The organism is Streptomyces pratensis, from assembly GCF_016804005.1.
In the GTDB taxonomy this organism is placed as follows: domain Bacteria; phylum Actinomycetota; class Actinomycetes; order Streptomycetales; family Streptomycetaceae; genus Streptomyces; species Streptomyces pratensis_A.
The window spans coordinates 6655724-6675755 of the sequence record NZ_CP051486.1; the positions used below are offsets into that span (position 1 = coordinate 6655724).

Here is a 20032-nt window from a genome sequence, read left to right on the forward strand (position 1 = left end):
CGTGCCCGTGGGCACGCCCTTCGGCCCGGCGTCCGGACAGGGCGGGAGGGCCGCCCGCGGCCCGGACGCTTCGGCCGGCTGCGAGCCGGGCCAGGCTGAGCCGTCCCGGAGGGACGCCCTTCGTACGGGGCCGGTGAGCAGGGCGGGCCGCCGACGTGGTCGGGCCCGGACGGCGGTCGGCGGAGCGTGGGGTGGGCGGCTCGACGCCGCCCACCCCACGGCCCGGCGGCCGGGGTCCGGCCGGGCGGTGCTTCCCGCCCGGCCGGGCCTGCTACGCGGCGACCGGTTCGCGTGCGGCGACGCGGCACCGGGTGAGAATCGTCTGTGCGGTCTCACCGTAGATGCTGTGGTCCTTGACCGTGCCGGTCAGCTCGACCTCGTCGCCCTGGTCGGGGACGTCGGCGGCGCTGCTGAACCAGACGAACACGTTGCCCTGCGGGTCCTGGAACTTCACCAGTCGGCGGCGCTGGGTGTGGTAGCCGTACGTCCGGCCCTCCAGCTCGATCACGGTGGTGACGTTGGCGGGGGTGGTGATGCGCTCGCCCACGGTGCCCTGCGGCTTGCTTTTCTGGGCGGCCCGCTCGGTGGCCTCCTTCTCCTGGTCGCGGTACCACCCCGCGATGGCGGACACGAGCGTCGGCAGGTGGCGCGGGTCAACGGTCTCGCCCTTCGCCAGCTGGCCCACCTTGTGTCGGTAGTCGGAGAGGCTGCCGTATCCCTGGACGGCCCACGCCCGGACGGCGGCGGCGGTAGTCGGCGCGTCGGGGTCGGCGTCGATGGCGGCCCGCCACCCCATCGGGGCCTTGCGGTCGAAGAAGTACGCTTCGACGCCGTCGGCGGTCGGCATGGTGTTCTTCCACTGCTCGGACCGGCTGTAGAACCGGCCCTCCGTCTTGACGATGGCGGCGGTCACCCGCAGGACCTCGATCACTGGGACGCGGAGATCGGCCGGGATACCACCCTGTTCGCCGTCCCAATCGGAGTCCTTCAGCGTGCCGAACCGCCACAGGGCCTCAAGACCCTTGATCGGCAGACCGGTGTACGGCTCGACGCACGTGGTGCCCAACTGCCTCATCTCGCCGTTCTCGTTGCGGGCAAGGTAGGTGGCGGTGCGGTGGCGGGCGACGGCGCACCCGTGGCAGAAGTTCTCAATGGCGCGGTATTGGCGCGCGGCTTCGGCGTCCTGCTCGGGCAGACCGGGGAACAGGCTGGTGATCGTCTCGCCCTCCTCGTCGTGGTCCAGGCGGGCGATGACGGTCCAGCCGTGGTGACGGGGGATGTCACCGGAGATCGTCACGGTGACGGTGGGGCGCTTGCCGATCAGGCGGCCGTCGATGTCGTGGTAGTCGGCCAGGAACGGCGCGGAGATGTCGAGCGTGTACGCGGTGAGGTGGTGGACGGCGGCGCGGGCGTTGGTGGCCTCGACAAGCTGACGGACGCGGGACTGGGCCGTGGCGGGGATGGAAAACCGCATGGCTGCGCTGGTCATCGTGAGTGCTCCTGCTGGTGAGAGAGGAATCGAGCGCCCGGCCGGGCGGGTTGCCCTCCACGTACGGCCGGGGTCGGGCCGGCTGGCGGCCCGTGGGACCGGAGGGGGTTGCCCTCCTCCTCCGACACCATTAATTAAACCATGTTTGCGGGTGTCGGGCAAGCATCCCGACCGGGGATGTCGAGTGCGGCGCGATCGCGCAGGAACGCGGCGAACAGGGCGGCGGTGTAGCTGTCGGCGGTGCCGTACGTGCGGCGGCAGTCCAGCGCGCCGATGCGTTCGCCCCGGTGGCGGACGGGGAACGGCCGGCCGGGGGCCGGGATGGCGAGCGCGTACAGTCCGCGCGGGGTGTCCACGCGCAGGACGACGGCGGCGGCCTCGTGGTCGTAGGCGGCAGACCAGCGGGCGGGGCCGATGCCGAACTCCGCGAGTCCGCCCGCGACGGCGCGGGCCTGCATGATGTCAGCGGTGGTGCCGGGGTCGGGCTCGGCGGGGGCGGGGACGCATCCACAACCGTGGTCGTCGGCGTGGGTCTCGAACAGAGCTGTACGGGTCACTGTGGGGCTCCTGGGGGTGCCGGGGGCGGGCGGTTCCCGCCCCCGGCGTCGGGCGGCTGAGGTGGTTAGGCGGCGGCTTCGTCGTCGCTGACCGGGTCGTCGGCTTCCTCGGCCTCCAGCTCACCCGCCTCCTCGTCGGTGCCGGGCCCCTGCTCGGTCTCCGGCTCACTGCCGGACGTGTTCGCGGCCCGGGGCTTCTTCTTCGACGGGTCGTAGGGCTCCTCGTCCACGACCGACTGCTCAATGGGCGTGAGCGGGTACCCGAGGGATGCGAGCACCTGGAACCACCGGCCGGTGGGCTTCCGCGTCCACGGGGCGTGCTGGCTGTCCGTGCGCCATGCAGACCGGTTCGCGCACTTCTCCCGGACGGCCGCGATGGCAGCGAACTGGAGCTGCGGGGCCCGGCGCGGGTCCTTGGCAACGCGCCCGGCAAAGCTGCTCCGGTCCTTCGCCTGCTCGGCGTTCAGCCCCAGGAATCCGGCCAGAATCTCCGTGGCGCCCTCCTTGTTCAGGTCGTCGGAGATACCCCAACTGGCGTTCAGCAGAGCGTTATTGACGTGCCCAATCAGAGTGTTGGTGGTGTTCTTCGGGAGGTTGCGCCGCTTGATCAGGTCCGTGATCCACTTCCGGCGCAGGGCCTCGGCCGCGTCCCAGTCGATGTTCCCCTTCTTGACGGCGGCGCGGGCGGCGCGCTCGGCCTCCTTGTCGGCGGCGGTCATCGTGCCGCCGCTGGCGCTGGCGCCCTCGGGCACCGTGTGCCCGTACAGGCCGGGTGCGGAGCAGTAGGGCTCGTACCGGTCCCCCCGCCGCTCATCGAACACCCAGACAAGACCCTTGCACTCGGCGTGCTCCTCGGTGCTGATGCCGCGCAGTCGCCACACGGGCATGGCGCGCTCGGACAGTTCCTCGGCGTCCCTGATTTTCTGCCCGGCCGTCTCCAGCTCCGCGCGGTGTGCCTCCGCCTTGTTCCGCTTGTCGCGCTTGGTCCGCTCGATGGCGATGACCCAGTCAACGTCTCCCTCGTCGGCGTCGTCCTCGGCGGCGGCCTCGGTGATCGCGGCGAGTGCTTCGGCATCGTCGGCAAACTCCGAGAGCGCGGCCAGGTGCTCGAAGGTCCACTCGTAACTGCCTGCGCCGCTGACGGCGGCGCTCAGCTTCTCGTCAGACCTCACTTTGACCAGCGTCTTGACGTCCTTCTGCCGCACGCCTGCGGCCTTGGCGATTCGCCCGACCTGCGCGCCCGCCTCGGCGGCGCTGAACATGGCCTGGTTCATCTCGGACGTGGTGAGGCTCTTACGGTGCTGAGCGGTCGTGATCATGTCGAGGAACTGCCCGGCTGCGTCGCGGTCGTCGTCCTCCCACTCGTACGGCAGGTGGGTAAGACCCGCGTCCGTCGCTGCGTGATAGCGACGGTTTCCGTCGTTGACCTGGAGGACTCCGCCGTCGAGCCGCTGGATCTTGACGGGGATGCGGCACCCCTCGGTGCGGAGTGAGTCCACGAACGGCGCGGTGAGGTCGAGATCTTCACGGGCGTTCTTCGGGTGCGGGTTGAGCGCGTCGATCCGGATGACGGGGCGGGGCGTGACCGGCACGGTCTCCAGCCCTGCGGCGACGGCTGCGGCCAGCCGCTGGAACCCGTCGATGACCTGCGGCACGTCGCCGTGGGTGCGGACGACATACAGCGGCTCGACGACGCCGTTGTCCTTCACGTCGGCCAGCAGATCGGCCGGTGCCTCGATGTCTCGGACGTTGCCGGGGTGCGCGGCGAGTTCGGCGACCGCGAGGGTCGGCCACGGGGCGGGGGCAGCCTGGACGCCGGCCTGGGTCTTGGTGTTCGTCATCGTTCCTTCTCTTTCTGGTGAGAGTTCGTCGGACGGTTCGGCCCGGTGCCGGTCGGGGGGTTGCCCTCCCCCTTCCAACGCCATTAATTAAACCATGTTCTTAAGGGTAGGGCAACCGGGGATGCTGTGATCGCCGCCACTCGAGTGCAGGGCGGCGGTGGCGCGGATCATCGCGGCGGCCTCGGCGGTGGTCCGCTCGGGCTTGTCCCCCCAGCACCACAGGAGGGTGCGCCGGTAGGCGTCCTCGGAGAGCTTCAGCTTTCGCCACCGGACGCCGGACACGGGGCGGCCGTTGATGTGGTTGCTGAGCACCACAAGGGAGTCGAACAGGGCGCGTTGGAAGATGTCCCACGGTTCACCGCGCACGGACCAGCGGGGCCGGACGGAGCGCACGCCGCGTTCCCACGCGTGCAGCACGGTGCACGGGGCGGTGTCGCCCATCCGGCCGGGCTGCCAGAGGTGGTCACCCTGGTAGAGGCCGACGCGTTCGATGTGGTCGGCGGCGGCGGTGAGGATGCGGGCAGGGGTGGCCAGTGGCTTTCGAGCGGGCACGGTCATGCCTCCTGGGGTAGGTCGCGGGCTCGGCGGCCGGGGGGCGGCGGATGACCACCCCCCGGCCTTGACGGGGTTACGCGGCTATGGACCCGGCCGTAGTGCGGCCGATCCGCTTACCGCCGATGTCGGCGCGGCTTCCCGCCGCCCATCCGGCTCCGTACCCGTTGCCGGTCATGGTGGTGGTGCCACCCTTCCGTGCACGGGGGTACGCCTGCTGATAGCTGCGCGAGACGACGACCTTGCGGTCCGCGAGCACGAGGGCCGCGCTGCGGCCGGTGGCGGTGGTCTCACCCCTGGCCTCGTCGCGTGCGCCGCGCTCGGCCTCCTCGATGCGGTCGCCCACCCGGTTGATGAAGCCGAGAAGCCAGGACCGACGCCAGGCACGCGCACCCTGGCCCGGCGGGACCGACTGAGCGGCCAGTCCGCTGTCCATCTGGAGGAGAAGGGAGGTGTAGAGCAGTTCGACACGCTGAAGATCGCTCGCGTACCCGAAGATGTGTACCCGGCGTGCCGGGAGGCTGCCGTCCCGCCCAAGGTGGATCAGCTCGCAGCCGAGAGCGAGCGCAATGCGGTTGATGAGGCGGACCCGCTCCATCGCCCACGGGTTATCCAGAACGATCTTGCGGTCCGTGGGGCCGCCGCTGGCCGGGTTGGCGTCGCTGAGCATCGCCTGTTCGACGCCGTACTTCGCCATCATCTCGAACGCCCGCTTCCGGGCCAACTCCGCCTCCGCCTCCGGAGTACGGGGGTCCTCCGCCTTAGCGAGAAGGGCGCGGATGGTTTCGAGCTTCGCGGATGCCTTCGTGGTGCTCACGTTCGTTCTCCTGGTGAGAGAGGTTGTCGGCGGCCGGTCGGCCTGCCGTGTGCCGGCCGGGGGTTGCCCTCCCCTTCCGACATCACTAATTAAACCACGTTCCAGGAGTCGGGTCAACCCAGATAAGGGCCCTGACCTGGCCTTTTCCTATACCCCACGGCCCGCACCCGCCCGGCCGGGCCTGGCCACAACGGGCCCGGGCGGGGTTCCCTCCTCGGTCGGACAGCTCCGCCGTACCAGGGTTCCGGGCGCGGCGTCCTGGCTCGCGTAGCGACCGCGTAGCGGCTCGGCCTGGACACCGTGTCCGGGTTCCTGGTACGCCCCTTGGGGTGTCCGGCCGAGGAGGGAACCCCGCCTTCACCACCTGCACCACAACGCTCCCGCACCCGACCAACCAGCCCCCACGCCCTCCGAGGAGGACCCGCCGGAGGCAGCCTTTCACCCCCGCCGGCACCCAACGAAGGTGTGGTTCGAGATGTCCGCGGACCTGTGCCTACGGTGCGCACGACGAGCACTGATTTCGAACAGAACTGGGGGCACGGGTGAGCACGAATTCGGCAGGACCGGTGAGCGCGTCGGAGCTGCGGCGGCGAGTTCGCGCCGCTGAAGCGGTGAAGGCGAAGACGCGGGAGATGGCCGCCGAGCACGCGCTGACTGCACGTGAGGCTGCGGTGAAGGCAGCCAAGGCGAAGGAGGAGGCCGACGTCACGGCCCGGGAGGCTGCTGCTGTAGTCCTGCGGCTGTTCGACAACGACGCCGAGTTGGTCTCGGAACTGCTGGGCGTCCCGGCGGAGGAGCTGGAACGCGAGGCGAAGCCTGTTACCGCCGCTCGGGCGAAGGAGATCATCGAATCGCTGCGAGCCCGCGCCGAGCGGCCCCGCAACACCCGGGCCCGTAAGCCTCGGGCGGATGCGGCAGGCGCGGTTTCCTCGACTTCGGGTGCTCCTGCCTCGGTCGTCACGGCGGACGGCGGTCGGGCTGATGCCGCCTGAGAACGACATCGGGCCCGGACTCTTCCCGCTCGCGGCGGTGAACGGGTCCGGGCCCGTTCGCGTTGACGAGCAACTTTCTCTCATCGGTGAGCCAACACCCGTCCGTATATCGGCCATTGAGTGGATGTCCTGGCTGGCCAACGAGTCCGTTCGGGCCCGGTACTGGGCGAAGGTCTACCGAACCTCGTCAACCGAGGACTGCTGGTTCTTCTTCGGCGGGATCTCCAGCACCGGCCACGCCAGCTTCAGGGCAGCGTCGCGGCCGGGCAGGACGCGACGCGGCACGGTGCCGGGCCACCTCTACGGGTACCAGCTCGCGCACGGTGTCATCCCTCGGCTCGGTTGGGGCACCGACAGCCCGACCGTCTGCCACACCTGCGACAACCACTCCTGCCAGCAGCCGACGCACCTGCGCCTGGGGACTGCGGCGGAGAACCGAGCCGAATGGCTGGCCCGCCGCAGAGACCCCAGCAGCCCCCTCGCTGATGTCCGTGGCCCGGCCGGGCGCTCCCGGGCCGTCGGTGCCGCCATCCGCGCCGGCCAAAGGGGCGGGGAGTCCGCGGCGGAGATCACCGTGCGGGTTCACACAGCGGTTACAGAAGGGCGACCTCTTAGCCTTTGGTGATGTAGGCACTCGCTCGCACTCTGGGCAATATGGGGCGCAATCGCCCCTCCGGCTTTACCCACAAGGTGGTGTTCCGCCGCTGCCTTGGCTGCAGGAGAGCATCGTGCGGGAGGACGACTTCGTCTGGCGGTACCTACTACAGGTCGACAGCCCCGCTCTACGGGCTGAGCACGCGTGCCGTCAGGAGGCTGATGTGTACGCCGGGCTGAGGTGCGGACGCGGTCCGCAGCGGCCTGCCCTGGAGGCTTCCACTGGAGGACCAGGCACTGCTGGTCTCGGCGTGCTGGCAAACGAACCTGACCATGCGGCAGCTCGCGCTGCCGTTGGGGTCTGGTTGTGGCTGCGTCCCGGTGATATCTGTAGAGATCGCCAAGCGCAGCAGGGGGAATGGCGTGACGAGCCAGCACGACGGTCAGCCGGGGGGCGAAGAGCAGCGGGCACTGACAGTGCTGCCGCCTAGGCTCAGCATGCCAAGGATGGCGACGCCGAAGCAGACGGTCACTTTCCTGATGGGCCCCGACGAATTCGAGGAGTTCGTGAAGGAATGGGTGCCGACGCAGGGGGCGAAGTACGACCTCGTTGAACGGCAGGGGGGCGCGGGGGACCATGGAATCGACGTGGCGGGCTTCCTGACACAGGCGAAGCTGGAGGGGGAATGGCACAACTACCAGTGCAAGCAGTACAAGCGAGATCTGTCCTGGACCACTGCGGCCCAGGAGATGCGGAAGATGTTCGTGGCCGCCGCGGCCGGTCACTTCACCGTCCCCAGGCGCTACGTCTTCGTTGCTCTCACCTTCGCTGCCAGCCTGAAGCGCATCCTCTCGAAGCCGTCCGAGTGCCGGGCAAAGTTCTTGGAGGAGCTGTCTACGACCAGAGACAAGCTCGTGGCCAAGCTGGATGATGACGAGCGCCGCAAGGTCAAGGAGCTGGCGGAAGGCACCGACTTCGGCATGTTCTCGTGCATCGATCTCGATCAGGTACTCACAGAGCACATGACGACGCCGCACTGGCTCGCGCGTTTTCCGCACGTTCCTCCGGCGAACGGGCCGAGCAAGCTGACTCCTCCCGAGCGGCCCCGCCACGACGAGGCGCGGTATGTGCAGCGCCTCGTCGATGTCTACCGGGAGCGGTTTCCCGACAAGATCAACACTCTGGAGCAGGTCGAGGACGTGGCCGAGGCCAAGGGGCACCTCCTGCGGCAGCGGGTGGCCTTTTTCGCCGCCGAGTCCGTGCGCGTGTTCGCGCGAGACTCGACTACGCCTGAATACTTCGACCAGGTCAAAGAAGATATCTACACAATTGTTGTGGAGGAGTCGGAGCGGTCTCACCCGAACGGCTGGGAACGCCACGCAGCCGTCGCGATCTGCGCGGGAACCGTGGAAGTGACCGAGACGATCCTCAAGCCCTACGTGGGGCCGGAGGTCCGCAAGGGGGTATGTCACCACCTCGCGAACGACAACCGCCTTATCTGGTGCCGGGAGGGAGAACAGTGACCCCACTCAACAGCCCAGTTGAGGTTGGCGTGCGCGCCCTTGTCCTTCTGGCCGAAAGCCGCCCCCGACCCTTGGACCTCGCCCAGCTCGTCGCGCTGGACTACCTCGTACTCCACAGCGGCGAGTTCGACGGCCCACGCAGCCTCCACCCCGACCTTCCAGCCCGGGAGGGCGAGCTCGGCAGGAAGCGAGAACTTCTCGAACAGGGGCTTCTCGTGCTGATCCGGGCCGGGCTGGCCGACATCGTCAGCAGCGAGGGCGGCCTCATGTACTCGGCCACCGAAACCGGCCCCACCTTCATCGAAGTACTAGAAGCCCCTTACGTTGCATCTCTGCGCAAGCGCGCCAAGTGGGCCCTCCACCACTACGCCTCCCCAGCGCAGGCCCGCAGCGTGACCCACCAGATCATCAACCGTGCCGCAACAGGCTCCGCATCCGAAGGGGCTGGCCATGGCTGACCTGCGTCTGACACATCTCACCTACGCCTCCGCGACCAAGCCGCTCGCCACAGTGGACTTCGATCCTTCCCTCACTGTCGTCTACGGCGCGTCGGACACAGGCAAATCGTTCGTCGCAGAGTCCATCGAATACATGCTCGGAGGCAGCAAACTCGACCTCGTCTCCGAAGCCGAGGGATACAGCCAAATCCTCCTCGGCCTCGAACTCGACGACGGTACGCCCCTCACCCTGCTGCGCGCCCCAGACAGCAACACCATCCACGTGCACTGGGCCGACCTGCGGGAACTGGTCACCCGCCCCTCCGATTTCGACGTCACGGCCAAGCACACCGCGCGCAGCAAGAACAGCCTCTCTCAGTTCCTCCTCGGCAACCTCGGATGGGACGCCCTGCGCATCCGCACAAACGATGCAGGCGGCACCCGCGAGCTGCGCCTGAGCGACCTGGTACACCTCTCGGTCGTCCCCGAGAACCGCATGGTCGACAAACGCTCCCCAGTCCTGCACTCCTCCTCGGCCAACGGGAAAACCGCGGCAACCTCAGTCATGCGGCTGCTGCTGACAGGAGAAAGCGACGCCGAGGCCACCACCGGCATGAATGCCGGCCAGCGCCGCGTCAACAAGGGCCAGGTCAGCCTCCTCGATCGGATCATCGTCGACCTGCAGACCAAGCTCAGGACCTCCGAGAACGTCCAGGAACTCCGCGACCGGCACCGGCGCCTGCAGACAACCATCGACGGCTACTCCCGCGCAGTCGAGACCATCACCCAACAGCACCTGCACTCCGTGGCTCAACGTATGTCGGTCACAGAGGAGTTGGCGGGGATCGAAGCACGCCTGGCCGAGGTCGGCGATCTCATGTCCCGGTTCACCCTGCTGGAAAAGCAGTACCGCTCCGACATCGACCGGCTCGTCATGGTCACCGAGGCCGGCAACCTCCTAGGGTTCTTCGAGGTCGGCACCTGCGTCTTCTGCGGCGCCGAACCCGAACACCAGCACCCCGACCACGGCGAACGCGAGACGACCCAGCTGCATCTCGCGGTGGAGACTGAGATGGCCAAGACCACCTCCCTCCTCGATGACCTTCTCCCGACCATGCGCGACCTGCGCAGTCAGCTCGAAGAGCTCAGCAGCCGCAGGGAGGAACTGAGGGCATCCGCTGCTCGACTCGACGCGGACATAACCGTCACCCGAGGCCGGCTCGCCCCCCTGCGCGAGGACATGGACCAGCATCTGGAGGCCCGCTCGGCAATCGAACGGGACCTGGATCTTCACCAGCGCATCGAGGAACTGGAAGAACGCAGGTCGCACCTGGACGGTGAAGCCGCAACGCCCGCCCACCGGCCCACCGACTACATTCCGAACCGGGCACTCTCCGCTTTTGACCAAGTTCTCCGGCACACGCTGGAAGCGTGGAAGGTGCCCTCCGTCGAGTACGCGGAGTACGACCAGTACCAGATGGAGATCAGGGCAGGTAACCGACTGCGGGCCTCTCGGGGCAAAGGCGTCCGTTCCGTACTGCACTCCGCTTTCACTACGGCCCTGGCCCACTACTGCCGTGAACACGACCGGCCCCACCCCGGGCTCGTCGTCCTCGACTCGCCCGTCGTCACCTACCGGGCCCCCCATGAAAGCGACCCTCAGGGGGACGCCCCAGGTGACGACGTACCGATGACATCGACCGTCGTCGATCACTTCTACCGGAACATGCTCACCTTCCCAGGACAGGTGATCATCTTCGAGAATCCTGACCCGCCCCGCGACGTCATCGCCCAGGCTCGCACCCACCGGTTCGGCCTGCATGAAGGCGACCGTGCCGGTTTCTTCCCTTCAATCCGGGAGAGGCGGCCAGGTCCGTGAACGGCTGAGGTCACGAGCGACGAGCCGTAGGAACGGCGACCACCGTCCAGTAAATCCCAACGGGAGTGCACGACCTCGCCTTCTGGCACACATCACGCCGCTTTGGAGACATGCGAAACGGCGGAACCCATCGCCCACTCGACGGCGGCCACGACTTCATCATCCGAAGCCTCCAGCAGGTGTCCATACCGGTCGACGGTCGTAGTGATCGACTCGTGGCCGAGGCGGGCCTGTATCACGGGCAGCGGCACCCTGCCGGCGATGAGCCAGGAGGCGTGCGTGTGGCGGAGGTCATGGACGCGCGGGCGCTTGGTGAGGCCGGCTGCGTTGGCCGCGTCGATGGCGGGCTTCCAGCGGTGTGCGTAGAAGACTCCGGAGTGCCAGGCCCCGCCCTCTGGCGCGGTGAAGATCAGGTCGGTCGGCTTCTTCCCCAAGCAGCGCCGCTGGAACAGCTGCACCTGCTCCGGGGTGAGCACGAGGGTGCGGCGTGACTTCTTCGTCTTAGGAGCACCGAGGAAAGTCCCCCCTTCACCTCGCCGCTTCCAGGCGCGCTGCACTCGGAGCGTCGGTCGCTTCGACGCGAAGGTGAAGTCCCGGGGCTGTAGTGCCGTCATCTCGCCCCACCGGAGGCCAGTGCTCACCAAGGCATCGACGATGTCGACAGCGTCGGCACGTACATGCGTCTTGAGGAGGGCATACTCCTCGGGCTCAAGAAAGACCTCGTCATCCTCAGTGTCGTTTCCCTTTGGCAGGCGGGTGTGCGCGCACGGGTTCGAGTCGCGTAGGGCGGGATCGGCGCTAACAGCGGACTGGAAGATGCTGTACAGCAGCCCGTGAAGGTTGGCGATCGTCTTCGGGGCGTACGCCCGGCGCTTCGTACCCACTGGGTGCAGGGGGCCGGGCCTCCCGTTCTGAAGGTCCAGAATCCACCTGCTGATGTGATCTCGGGTGAGCCTGCTTCCTCGGTCGGAGACCGATAGCTCGCCGAACCACGGGATCATGTGGTTATCAATGAACCTGGTGTAGTTAGTTCTGGTGTGGTCGGATATGTCCGTCAATAGTCCTACGTAGGCGTGCGCGTAGACCGCGAACTTCTCCGAGTCCGGCAACGGGGGCTCGTCAGCCTCAACGAATCCCTCCCCCTTGACCCACCCCGGCGGCCATTGCTGTCCGTGACCGTTGACCAGGTCGCGGAACCGCTTCGCCTGGTCGTCATCGTCGAAGGTCTCGCGACACCAAGCCCCCGTCCGGGAGCCGCCGGCCCGCCACATGACGGTGTACGAGGGGTCTCCGGACAGCCGGGAATTGGTCTTGATGTAAGCCATGGGAGTAAGCGTACGAGGCTTCGGTGCGGCGTTCGTGCGGCGAACGCCTTGCCTGCGCTAGCGTGAAACCTACGTTTTCGCAGGTCACGACGTTTCTGCTGTGGTGGGGCGGGTGGGACTCGAACCCACGGCCGACGGATTATGAGTCCGCTGCTCTAACCGGCTGAGCTACCGCCCCGTCTCGGCGTGGCGCGTACAAGTGTGCGCGCCGTCTGCCGCAGCATAGCCGGTCATACGATCTCCTGCTGCGGATGGTCGGCTTCGCGTGACCATGAAGACAGCGCTGCGTGCTGCCCGGTTCCAGGCGGTGCGGAATCACCCCGAAAGAGTCACGGAGCGCCCCGTCGCGGGCACACGAAAAAGGACCCCGAAGGGTCCTCTTCCGCATCGCTCCCCCGACTGGACTCGAACCAGTAACCCTCCGGTTAACAGCCGAATGCTCTGCCAATTGAGCTACAGGGGATCGCGCTCCCCCGACTGGACTCGAACCAGTAACCTGCCGGTTAACAGCCGGCTGCTCTGCCAATTGAGCTACAGGGGATTGCTGCGGTGCCTCGAATCGTACCTACCTGGCTGCTGCCGAGCGGCGCGCGTTCGCTGCGACACATACATTAGCGCAAGCAGGGGGGTGCTCCGCCAATCGGTATCCCCCGGGGTGATCTCGGGTGTCCGCGGGTAGGCGGGCAGCACACGTCGCACGGAGCGAAGGAAGGGTGGCAGTCATGCGGTACCGGCTCACGTTCATCGCCGGAGTGGCGCTCGGTTACGTGCTCGGCACGCGAGCCGGGCGCGAGCGTTACGAGCAGCTGAAGAAGGCCGCGCAGACGCTGGCCGAGAATCCCGCCGTACGGAACGCGGCGGAGTCCGCCGCGCACGGCAGCCGGGACTTCGCCGGCAAGGCGTACCACTCGGTGAGCGAGAAGGTCGGGGACAGGGTTCCCGTGTCCGTCTCGGACCGGGTGCGCTCACTGCGGGAGCGCAGCGGCCACAACGGCAGTGACGACTGGGGTACGACGAACACCTGAGGCCCGTTCCCGTGCCGGGCACACCGTCCGGTACGGGAACGGTCCGCGGGTGCGGCAGAATCTTGTCCATGGGCATAGTGGCCGGCTTGGACAGTTCATCCGCCTTCACGCACATCGTCGTCTGCGACACGGACACCGGTGAGGTGTTGCGGCAGGGGTACGCCGCGCATCCCATCGAGGCCAAGGCCTCCGAGGTGGATCCGCAGGCGTGGCTGCTCTCACTCGGTGAGGCGGCCTCCGGAGGGCTGCTCGAAGGCGTGCAGGCGATCGGTGTGTCCGCGCAGCAGCACGGTCTGGTGCCGCTGGACCACCAGGGCAATCTCGTACGGCCGGCGCTGCTCGGCAACGACCGCCGGGCGCAGGCCGCCGCGGTGGACCTGATCGACGGGCTCGGAGGGCGGCAGTCCTGGGCCGAGGCCGTTGGGGCCGTACCGCAGGCCGCACAGCCCGTGGCGAAGCTGCGGTGGCTGGTGCGGAGCGAGCCGGACAACGCGCAGCGGGTCGCCTCGGTCCTGCAGCCCCACGACTGGCTGGTGTGGCAGCTCCTCGGCCGGCCCGCCCGCAGGACGACGGACCGTGGTGCCGCGTCCGGCACCGGTTACTGGTCGGCGGGCTCCGGGGCGTACCGGCCGGACCTCGTGGAACTGGCGCTAGGCCACCAGGCCGCGCTGCCCGAGGTCCTCGGCCCGGCCGAGGCGGCGGGGACGACTCCGGAAGGGCTGCTGATCTCGGCCGGCACAGGCGAGACCATGGCCGCGGCCTTCGGGCTGGGCGTAGCCGTCGGGGACGCCGTCGTGTCGCTGGGTGCCTCGGGCTCGGTCATGGCCGTGCACCACGAGGCGCTGGCCGATCCGACGGGGATGATCACCTCCTTCGCCGACGCGACCGGGATGCACCTGCCGGTGGTCCACACGTCGAACGCCGTTCGCGCGCTGCGTGGCACGGCCGAGATGCTGGGGGTGGAGGGACTGGACGAACTGTCCGCGCTGGCGCTGAAGTCGACGCCGGGCGCATCAGGGCTGGTGCTCCTGCCGTACCTGGAGGGTGAGCGCACCCCGCGTCTGCCGCACACCGCGGGAACCCTCAGCGGGCTGCGGCGTGAGTCGATGAAGCCCGAGCATCTGGCCCGGGCCGCCTTCGAGGGGATGCTGTGCTCCCTGGCCGACGCCCTGGACGTGCTGCGGGGCCGGGGCGTGGAGGTGCGGCGGGTGTTCCTGCTGGGCGCGGCCGCCGAGCTGCCCGCAGTGCAGGCACTGGCCCCGTCGGTGTTCGGTACCCAGGTCGTCGTGCCGGAGCCAGCCGAGTACGCGGCGCTGGGTGCGGCCCGCCAGGCGGCGTGGGCGCTCGGGGTGTCGCAGGGGACCCTCGATCCGCGTACTCCCCCGGCCTGGCAGGGTGCGGCGGCGCAGGTGCTGGAGCCGGGTGAGGAGCTTCCGGTGGGCCGGGCGGTGCGCCAGCAGTACGGGGCGACCCGGGATCAGATCCACCCCGGGGCGTTCGGCGGAACCGTCTGAGGGACTCGATCCCCGAATTTGACCGGGGTTTGGGAAAAGGCGATGGCAGTCGGGGTCCGGAGTGCCGGAGTATGGACCGGCCTCTGCCCTTCGCCGACCCCGAGAGACTCGTGTGCTCATAAAACTCCTGCGGACCCATCTGGATCCGTACAGACGTCCCATCGTGCTGCTGGTATTCCTCCAGCTCCTGCAGACGTGCGCAAGCCTGTATCTCCCCAGCCTCAACGCGGACATCATCGACAACGGTGTCGTGCAGGGTGACACGGGGCACATCCTGGAGTTCGGCGCGGTGATGATCGCCGTCAGTGCCGTCCAGGTCGTCTGCAACATCGGGGCGGTCTACTACGGCGCCCGGACGGCCTCGGCGCTCGGGCGCGACGTGCGGGCCTCGGTCTTCGGCCGGGTGCAGTCGTTCTCCGCTCGCGAGGTGGGAAAGTTCGGGGCACCGTCGCTGATCACCCGTACGACCAACGACGTGCAGCAGATCCAGATGCTCGTCCTGATGGCGTTCACCCTCATGGTCTCGGCGCCCATCATGTGCGTCGGCGGCGTCGTCATGGCACTCGGCCAGGATGTCCCGCTGTCCGCCGTGCTGCTGGCCGTGCTGCCCGTCCTCGGAATCTCGGTGAGCCTCATCGTGCGGAGGATGCGGCCGCTGTTCCGGACCATGCAGGTGCGGCTGGACACGGTGAACCGCGTGCTGCGCGAGCAGATCACCGGAAACCGCGTCATCCGCGCCTTCATCCGTGACGGCTACGAGGAGGAACGCTTCCGTGGGTCCAACAAGGAGCTGACGGACGTCGCGGTGTCGACGGGGCGGCTGATGGCCCTGATGTTCCCGACGGTGATGACGGTGGTGAACGTGTCGTCCGTCGCCGTGGTCTGGTTCGGGGCGCACCGCATCGACAGCGGCGGGATGCAGATCGGGGCGCTGACCGCGTTCCTCGCGTATCTGATGCAGATCGTCATGTCGGTGATGATGGCCACCTTCATGTTCATCATGGTGCCGCGCGCCGAGGTCTGCGCGGAGCGTATCCAGGAGGTCCTGGAGACCGAATCCAGCGTGGTGCCGCCGACCGCTCCGGTCACGAAGCTGCTCAAGCACGGTCATCTGGAGATACGGGGTGCGGAGTTCCGGTTCCCGGGCGCCGAGGAGCCGGTGCTGCGCTCGGTCGACCTCGTGGCACGGCCCGGTGAGACGACCGCGATCATCGGGTCGACGGGCAGCGGGAAGTCGACGCTGCTCGGGCTCGTACCGCGGCTGTTCGACGCGACGGACGGCGATGTGCTCGTGGACGGTACCGACGTGCGGACGCTGGATCCGGTCCTGCTGGCGAAGACCGTGAGCCTGGTGCCGCAGAAGCCGTACCTGTTCTCCGGGACGGTCGCGACGAATCTGCGCTACGGGAATCCGGACGCGACGGACGAGGAGCTGTGGCACGCGCTGGAGGTGGCGCAGGCGAAGGACTTCGTGGAACGGCTGGAGCACGGCCTCGACGCGCCGATCTCGCAGGGCGGCACGAACGTCTCCGGCGGTCAGCGGCAGCGGCTCGCGATCGCGCGGACGCTGGTGCAGCAGCCGGAGATCTACCTCTTCGACGACTCGTTCTCGGCCCTGGACTACGCGACGGACGCCGCGCTGCGCGGCGCGCTGTCCCGCGAGACGGCGGGGGCGACCGTGGTGATCGTGGCCCAGCGGGTGTCCACGATCCGTGACGCCGACCGGATCCTGGTGCTGGACGAGGGCCGGGTCGTCGGGACTGGCAGCCATCACGAGCTGATGGAAGGCAACGAAACCTATCGGGAGATCGTGCTCTCCCAGCTGACGGAAGCGGAGGCCGCCTGATGGCAGGACCGGGCGGACGGATGATGGCCACGGGGCCTGTCGAGCGGTCCATGGACTTCAAGGGGTCGGGGAAGCGGCTGCTGAGGAGGTTCAGCGAGGAGAAGTCCACGCTGTCCCTGATGCTGGGCGCGGGAACGCTGAGCGTGGCGCTCTCCGTTGCGGGGCCCAAGATCCTCGGCGCTGCGACGGACCTGATCTTCGCCGGTGTCGTCGGACGGCAGATGCCGGACGGCACGACGAAGGAGCAGGCCGTCGACGGCCTGCGCGAGCAGGGCGACGGCGGGCTCGCCGACATGCTGACCGGGGTGGACTTCGTCCCCGGCGAGGGCATCGACTTCGGTGCGGTGGGCCAGGTCCTGCTGGCGGCGCTGGTGGTCTACGTCGGCGCCGGGCTGCTCATGCTGGTGTCGACCCGGCTGTCGATCCGGGTGATCAACCGGGTCGTCTTCCAGCTGCGTGAGGACCTGCAGACCAAGCTGGCACGGCTCCCGCTGTCCTATTTCGACCGGCAGCAGCGCGGCGAGGTGCTGAGCCGGGCGACGAACGACATCGACAACATCTCGCAGACGTTGCAGCAGACGATGGGCCAGCTCATCAACTCAGCTCTGACCATCGTCGGCGTGCTGGTCATGATGTTCTGGATCTCGCCACTGCTCGCTCTGGTCGCACTGGTGACGATCCCGCTGTCGGTGTTCGTCGCGACGAGGGTCGGCAAGCGGTCCCAGCCGCACTTCGTGGCGCAGTGGAAGGTGACGGGCAGGCTCAACGCCCACATCGAGGAGATGTACACCGGCCACGCGCTGGTGAAGGTCTTCGGGCGGCAGGACGAGTCCGCGAGGGACTTCGCCGAGCAGAACGACGCACTGTACGAGGCCGGCTTCAAGGCCCAGTTCAACAGCGGGGTCATGCAGCCGCTGATGATGTTCGTGTCGAATCTGAACTACGTGCTGGTCGCGGTCGTCGGCGGGCTGCGCGTGGCGTCCGGCGCGCTGTCTATCGGCGATGTGCAGGCCTTCATCCAGTACTCGCGGCAGTTCTCGATGCCGCTGACGCAGGTCGCCTCGATGGCGAACCTGGTGCAGTCGGGCATCGCGTCCGCCGAGCGGGTCTTCGGCCTGCTGGACGCCGAGGAGCAGGCACCCGACCCCGAACCCGCCGAGCGGCCGGAGGAGCTGCGCGGCAGCGTCTCGCTGGAGAACGTGTCCTTCCGGTACGACCCGGAGAAGCCGCTCATCGAGGACCTCTCGCTGAGCGTGGAGCCCGGCCACACCGTCGCGATCGTCGGGCCGACCGGTGCCGGCAAGACGACGCTGGTCAACTTGCTGATGCGGTTCTACGAGGTGACCGGCGGCAGGATCACCCTCGACGGGGTGGACGCGGCGAGGATGTCGCGTGACGAACTCCGTTCGGGCATAGGCATGGTGCTCCAGGAGACCTGGCTGTTCGGCGGCACGATCGCGGAGAACATCGCCTACGGAGCCTCACGCGAGGTCACCCGGGAGGAGATCGAGGAAGCGGCGCGGGCGGCCCACGCGGACCGCTTCGTCCGTACGCTGCCCGACGGGTACGACACGGTGATCGACGACGAGGGGTCCGGGGTCAGCGCGGGCGAGAAGCAGCTGATCACCATCGCTCGGGCGTTCCTGTCCGACCCGGTGATCCTGGTGCTGGACGAGGCGACCAGCTCCGTGGACACCCGTACCGAGGTGCTGATCCAGAAGGCGATGGCGCGGCTGGCCCACGGCCGTACGAGTTTCGTGATCGCGCACAGGCTCTCCACGATCCGGGACGCGGATGTGATCCTGGTGATGGAGAACGGCTCGATCGTCGAACAGGGCACCCACGAAGGCCTTCTGGCGGCCGAGGGAGCCTACGCCCGGCTGTACGCGGCGCAGTTCGCACAGGCGCCGGCCGAGGTCGACTGACGGCCTCGTCCGGCGGTGGCGCGAAGGAGCGGGGTACGCGTTGGCAGGGAGTCGCGCGGAACAGGAGGACGGCGGCAGGACCGGAACGGGCGGGGCGCCGGGCATCGGCGTGGATGCGGGCCTCGGGTCCGCGTACGGTGCGCTGAGCCGTGACCTGGCGCTGGGTTTCGGCGTCGGGACGGCCCCGGGCGTGTCGCTAGGCGCCCTGACAGGTCTGTGTCAGTGAAGCGGCGGGGCGGGGACGACGCGCAGTCACGTCCCTGCGGGGCGTCCGCAGGGACGTTTCCGCAGGGACGTTTCCGCAGGGACGGCCCGCAAGGGCACGCCCACAGGGACGTCACTACGGAAAGGCCCCACGGGACCCGTCCATGCGGGGCCCGTCGATGCAGGGCCCGTCCATGCGGGGTGGCGTCGGTGCAGGGCGCGTCCCTGAAAGGCCCGTCCATGCGAGGCGGCGTCCATGCGGGGCGCGCCCATGAATGGCCCGTCCATGCGAGGCGGCGTCCATGCGGGGCGCGCCCATGAATGGCCCGTCCATGCGAGGCGGCGTCCATGCGGGGCGCGCCCATGAATGGCCCGTCCATGCGGGGCGGCGTCCATGCGGGGCCCCGTCCGCAGGGCCGCCGCACGCGGGCCGCTCAGTCCAGATAGCCGCGGAGCTGGTCGGCGAAGGCGTGGTCCCGCAGTTTGTCGAGGGTCTTGGACTCGATCTGGCGGATCCGTTCGCGTGTCACACCGAAGATCCTGCCGATCTCCTCCAGTGTGCGGGGACGCCCGTCGTCCAGCCCGTAGCGCAGCTGGACGACCTTCCTCTCCCGCTCCCCCAGCGTGGAGAGCACCGCTTCCAGGTGTTCGCGGAGCAGGAGGAATGCGGCGGACTCCACGGGTGAGGCGGCGTCGCCGTCCTCGATCAGGTCGCCGAACGCCACGTCGTCCTCCTCGCCGACCGGGGCGTGCAGGGACACGGGCTCCTGGGCGAGGCGCAGGACCTCGCCGACGCGTTCAGGCGTCAGGTCCAGCTGGGCGGCGACCTCTTCGGGGGTCGGCTCGTAGCCGCGCTCCTGGAGCATGCGGCGCTGGACGCGTACGACGCGGTTGATCAGCTCGACGACGTGCACGGGGACCCTTATGGTCCTGGCCTGGTCGGCCAGTGCGCGGGACATCGCCTGGCGGATCCACCAGGTCGCGTACGTGGAGAACTTGTAGCCCCGCGCGTAGTCGAACTTCTCGACCGCTCTGATCAGTCCGAGGTTTCCCTCCTGGACCAGGTCGAGCATGGTCAGCCCCCGGCCCACGTAGCGCTTGGCCACGGAGACCACGAGGCGGAGGTTGGCCTCTATGAGCCGGCGTTTCGCCATCCGTCCCATGACCACGAGCCGGTCCAGGTCGACGGCGAGCCGTGAGTCGGGGTCGGGCGTGCGGGCGAGCCGTTCCTCGGCGAAGAGCCCCGCTTCGACCCGGCGGGCGAGGTCCACCTCCTCGGCGGCGCTGAGCAGCGGTATCCGTCCGATCTCACGTAAGTACTGGCGGAACAGGTCGGAGGTCGGGCCGCCCGTTTCGGGACGGGTCCTCGGCTCCGGGAGCTCCGGCGGCTCCACCGGTTCCTCCAGCACCGGTTCGGGCGTTTCAGCCGCCTCCGGGTGACGTGTGACCCGGTTCTGCGCGGGAATCGCCGGGACATGCTCGGTCGTGGTGGGCACGGTCCGGGTCTGCAC

At 68.6% G+C, this 20032-nt stretch carries 16 protein-coding genes, 3 tRNA genes and 1 pseudogene; 10 read left to right on the forward strand and 10 right to left on the reverse strand.

All coding sequences use genetic code 11. The annotated features are described in order from the left end of the window. Positions 1-271: 271 nt before the first annotated feature. The 5 genes from HED23_RS27820 to HED23_RS27840 all read right to left on the reverse strand — a co-directional run bounded on the left by HED23_RS27820 (position 272) and on the right by HED23_RS27840 (position 5256). Entirely contained in the window at positions 272-1489 is a 1218-nt protein-coding gene (locus HED23_RS27820) for a hypothetical protein (RefSeq protein ID WP_238442139.1), read from the reverse strand. A gap of 134 nt (positions 1490-1623) precedes the next feature. After that, positions 1624-2046: a hypothetical protein gene (locus tag HED23_RS27825; RefSeq protein ID WP_203186111.1), complete on the reverse strand. Its 423-nt coding sequence runs from the start codon at positions 2044-2046 to the stop codon at positions 1624-1626. A gap of 65 nt (positions 2047-2111) precedes the next feature. Next, entirely contained in the window at positions 2112-3887 is a 1776-nt protein-coding gene (locus HED23_RS27830; protein WP_203186112.1) for a ParB N-terminal domain-containing protein, read from the reverse strand. An 87-nt stretch (positions 3888-3974) separates the two neighbouring features. Further along, on the reverse strand, positions 3975-4439 hold the full coding sequence (locus HED23_RS27835; RefSeq protein ID WP_203186113.1) for a DUF6197 family protein: 465 nt from the start codon (positions 4437-4439) through the stop codon (positions 3975-3977). 76 nt (positions 4440-4515) lie between these two features. After that, positions 4516-5256 (reverse strand): DUF2786 domain-containing protein, encoded by a 741-nt coding sequence (locus HED23_RS27840; RefSeq protein ID WP_203186114.1) that lies wholly within the window; start codon positions 5254-5256, stop codon positions 4516-4518. A 611-nt stretch (positions 5257-5867) separates the two neighbouring features. Here HED23_RS27840 and HED23_RS27845 point away from each other — a divergent pair. The 5 genes and pseudogenes from HED23_RS27845 (at position 5868) to HED23_RS27865 (ending at position 10682) form a co-directional block, all read left to right on the forward strand. After that, positions 5868-6248: a hypothetical protein gene (locus tag HED23_RS27845; protein WP_203186115.1), complete on the forward strand. Its 381-nt coding sequence runs from the start codon at positions 5868-5870 to the stop codon at positions 6246-6248. Positions 6249-7082: 834 nt separating this feature from the next. Further along, positions 7083-7190 (forward strand): annotated as a pseudogene (locus HED23_RS27850) (IS5/IS1182 family transposase); the annotation flags it as partial. Between the two features lie 159 nt (positions 7191-7349). Beyond that, positions 7350-8366 carry an ABC-three component system protein gene (locus HED23_RS27855; RefSeq protein WP_238442318.1) on the forward strand — a complete coding sequence of 339 codons (1017 nt, stop codon included), beginning with the start codon at positions 7350-7352 and terminating at the stop codon, positions 8364-8366. Between the two features lie 29 nt (positions 8367-8395). After that, complete coding sequence (locus tag HED23_RS27860) at positions 8396-8824, forward strand: ABC-three component system middle component 2 (RefSeq protein ID WP_238442140.1); 429 nt, start codon at positions 8396-8398, stop codon at positions 8822-8824. Continuing rightward, positions 8817-10682 carry a hypothetical protein gene (locus tag HED23_RS27865; protein ID WP_203186118.1) on the forward strand — a complete coding sequence of 622 codons (1866 nt, stop codon included), beginning with the start codon at positions 8817-8819 and terminating at the stop codon, positions 10680-10682. The genes HED23_RS27860 and HED23_RS27865 overlap by 8 nt, the downstream gene beginning before the upstream one ends. 92 nt (positions 10683-10774) lie before the next feature. On the opposite strand, the gene HED23_RS27870 is transcribed toward HED23_RS27865, so the two are convergent. From HED23_RS27870 to HED23_RS27885, 4 genes are all read right to left on the reverse strand, one after another. After that, the gene (locus HED23_RS27870) at positions 10775-12007 is read right to left on the reverse strand and encodes a tyrosine-type recombinase/integrase (protein WP_203186119.1); all 1233 of its coding nucleotides are present in this window, start codon (positions 12005-12007) and stop codon (positions 10775-10777) included. Between the two features lie 101 nt (positions 12008-12108). Next, positions 12109-12185 (reverse strand) — tRNA-Ile (locus HED23_RS27875). A 212-nt stretch (positions 12186-12397) separates the two neighbouring features. Then, positions 12398-12470, reverse strand: a tRNA-Asn gene (locus HED23_RS27880). Positions 12471-12475: 5 nt separating this feature from the next. Next, positions 12476-12548: transfer RNA gene (locus tag HED23_RS27885), tRNA-Asn, on the reverse strand. A gap of 181 nt (positions 12549-12729) precedes the next feature. On the opposite strand from HED23_RS27885, the gene HED23_RS27890 reads away from it, so the two are divergent. The 5 genes from HED23_RS27890 to HED23_RS27910 all read left to right on the forward strand — a co-directional run bounded on the left by HED23_RS27890 (position 12730) and on the right by HED23_RS27910 (position 18543). Continuing rightward, entirely contained in the window at positions 12730-13032 is a 303-nt protein-coding gene (locus tag HED23_RS27890) for a YtxH domain-containing protein (protein WP_203186120.1), read from the forward strand. A 68-nt stretch (positions 13033-13100) separates the two neighbouring features. Then, complete coding sequence (locus HED23_RS27895) at positions 13101-14546, forward strand: FGGY family carbohydrate kinase (RefSeq protein WP_203186121.1); 1446 nt, start codon at positions 13101-13103, stop codon at positions 14544-14546. Between the two features lie 112 nt (positions 14547-14658). Then, positions 14659-16392 (forward strand): ABC transporter ATP-binding protein, encoded by a 1734-nt coding sequence (locus tag HED23_RS27900; protein WP_203186122.1) that lies wholly within the window; start codon positions 14659-14661, stop codon positions 16390-16392. Then, complete coding sequence (locus HED23_RS27905; protein WP_203186123.1) at positions 16392-18317, forward strand: ABC transporter ATP-binding protein; 1926 nt, start codon at positions 16392-16394, stop codon at positions 18315-18317. Before HED23_RS27900 ends, HED23_RS27905 begins: the two co-directional genes overlap by 1 nt. 40 nt (positions 18318-18357) lie before the next feature. Beyond that, positions 18358-18543 (forward strand): hypothetical protein, encoded by a 186-nt coding sequence (locus HED23_RS27910; protein WP_203186124.1) that lies wholly within the window; start codon positions 18358-18360, stop codon positions 18541-18543. A 412-nt stretch (positions 18544-18955) separates the two neighbouring features. Here HED23_RS27910 and HED23_RS27915 read toward each other — a convergent pair whose 3' ends face one another. After that, positions 18956-20032, reverse strand: coding sequence for an RNA polymerase sigma factor (locus tag HED23_RS27915; protein ID WP_203187663.1), 1077 nt, complete (start codon positions 20030-20032; stop codon positions 18956-18958).

Bases quoted from the DNA above. Each gene is read 5' to 3' on its own strand.
- HED23_RS27870 (WP_203186119.1), bottom strand. From the start codon at position 12,007: ATGGCTTACATCAAGACCAATTCCCGGCTGTCCGGAGACCCCTCGTAC.
- HED23_RS27905 (WP_203186123.1), top strand. From the start codon at position 16,392: ATGGCAGGACCGGGCGGACGGATGATGGCCACGGGGCCTGTCGAGCGG.
- HED23_RS27820 (WP_238442139.1), bottom strand. From the start codon at position 1,489: ATGACCAGCGCAGCCATGCGGTTTTCCATCCCCGCCACGGCCCAGTCC.
- HED23_RS27830 (WP_203186112.1), bottom strand. From the start codon at position 3,887: ATGACGAACACCAAGACCCAGGCCGGCGTCCAGGCTGCCCCCGCCCCG.
- HED23_RS27890 (WP_203186120.1), top strand. From the start codon at position 12,730: ATGCGGTACCGGCTCACGTTCATCGCCGGAGTGGCGCTCGGTTACGTG.
- HED23_RS27855 (WP_238442318.1), top strand. From the start codon at position 7,350: ATGGCGACGCCGAAGCAGACGGTCACTTTCCTGATGGGCCCCGACGAA.
- HED23_RS27865 (WP_203186118.1), top strand. From the start codon at position 8,817: ATGGCTGACCTGCGTCTGACACATCTCACCTACGCCTCCGCGACCAAG.
- HED23_RS27895 (WP_203186121.1), top strand. From the start codon at position 13,101: ATGGGCATAGTGGCCGGCTTGGACAGTTCATCCGCCTTCACGCACATC.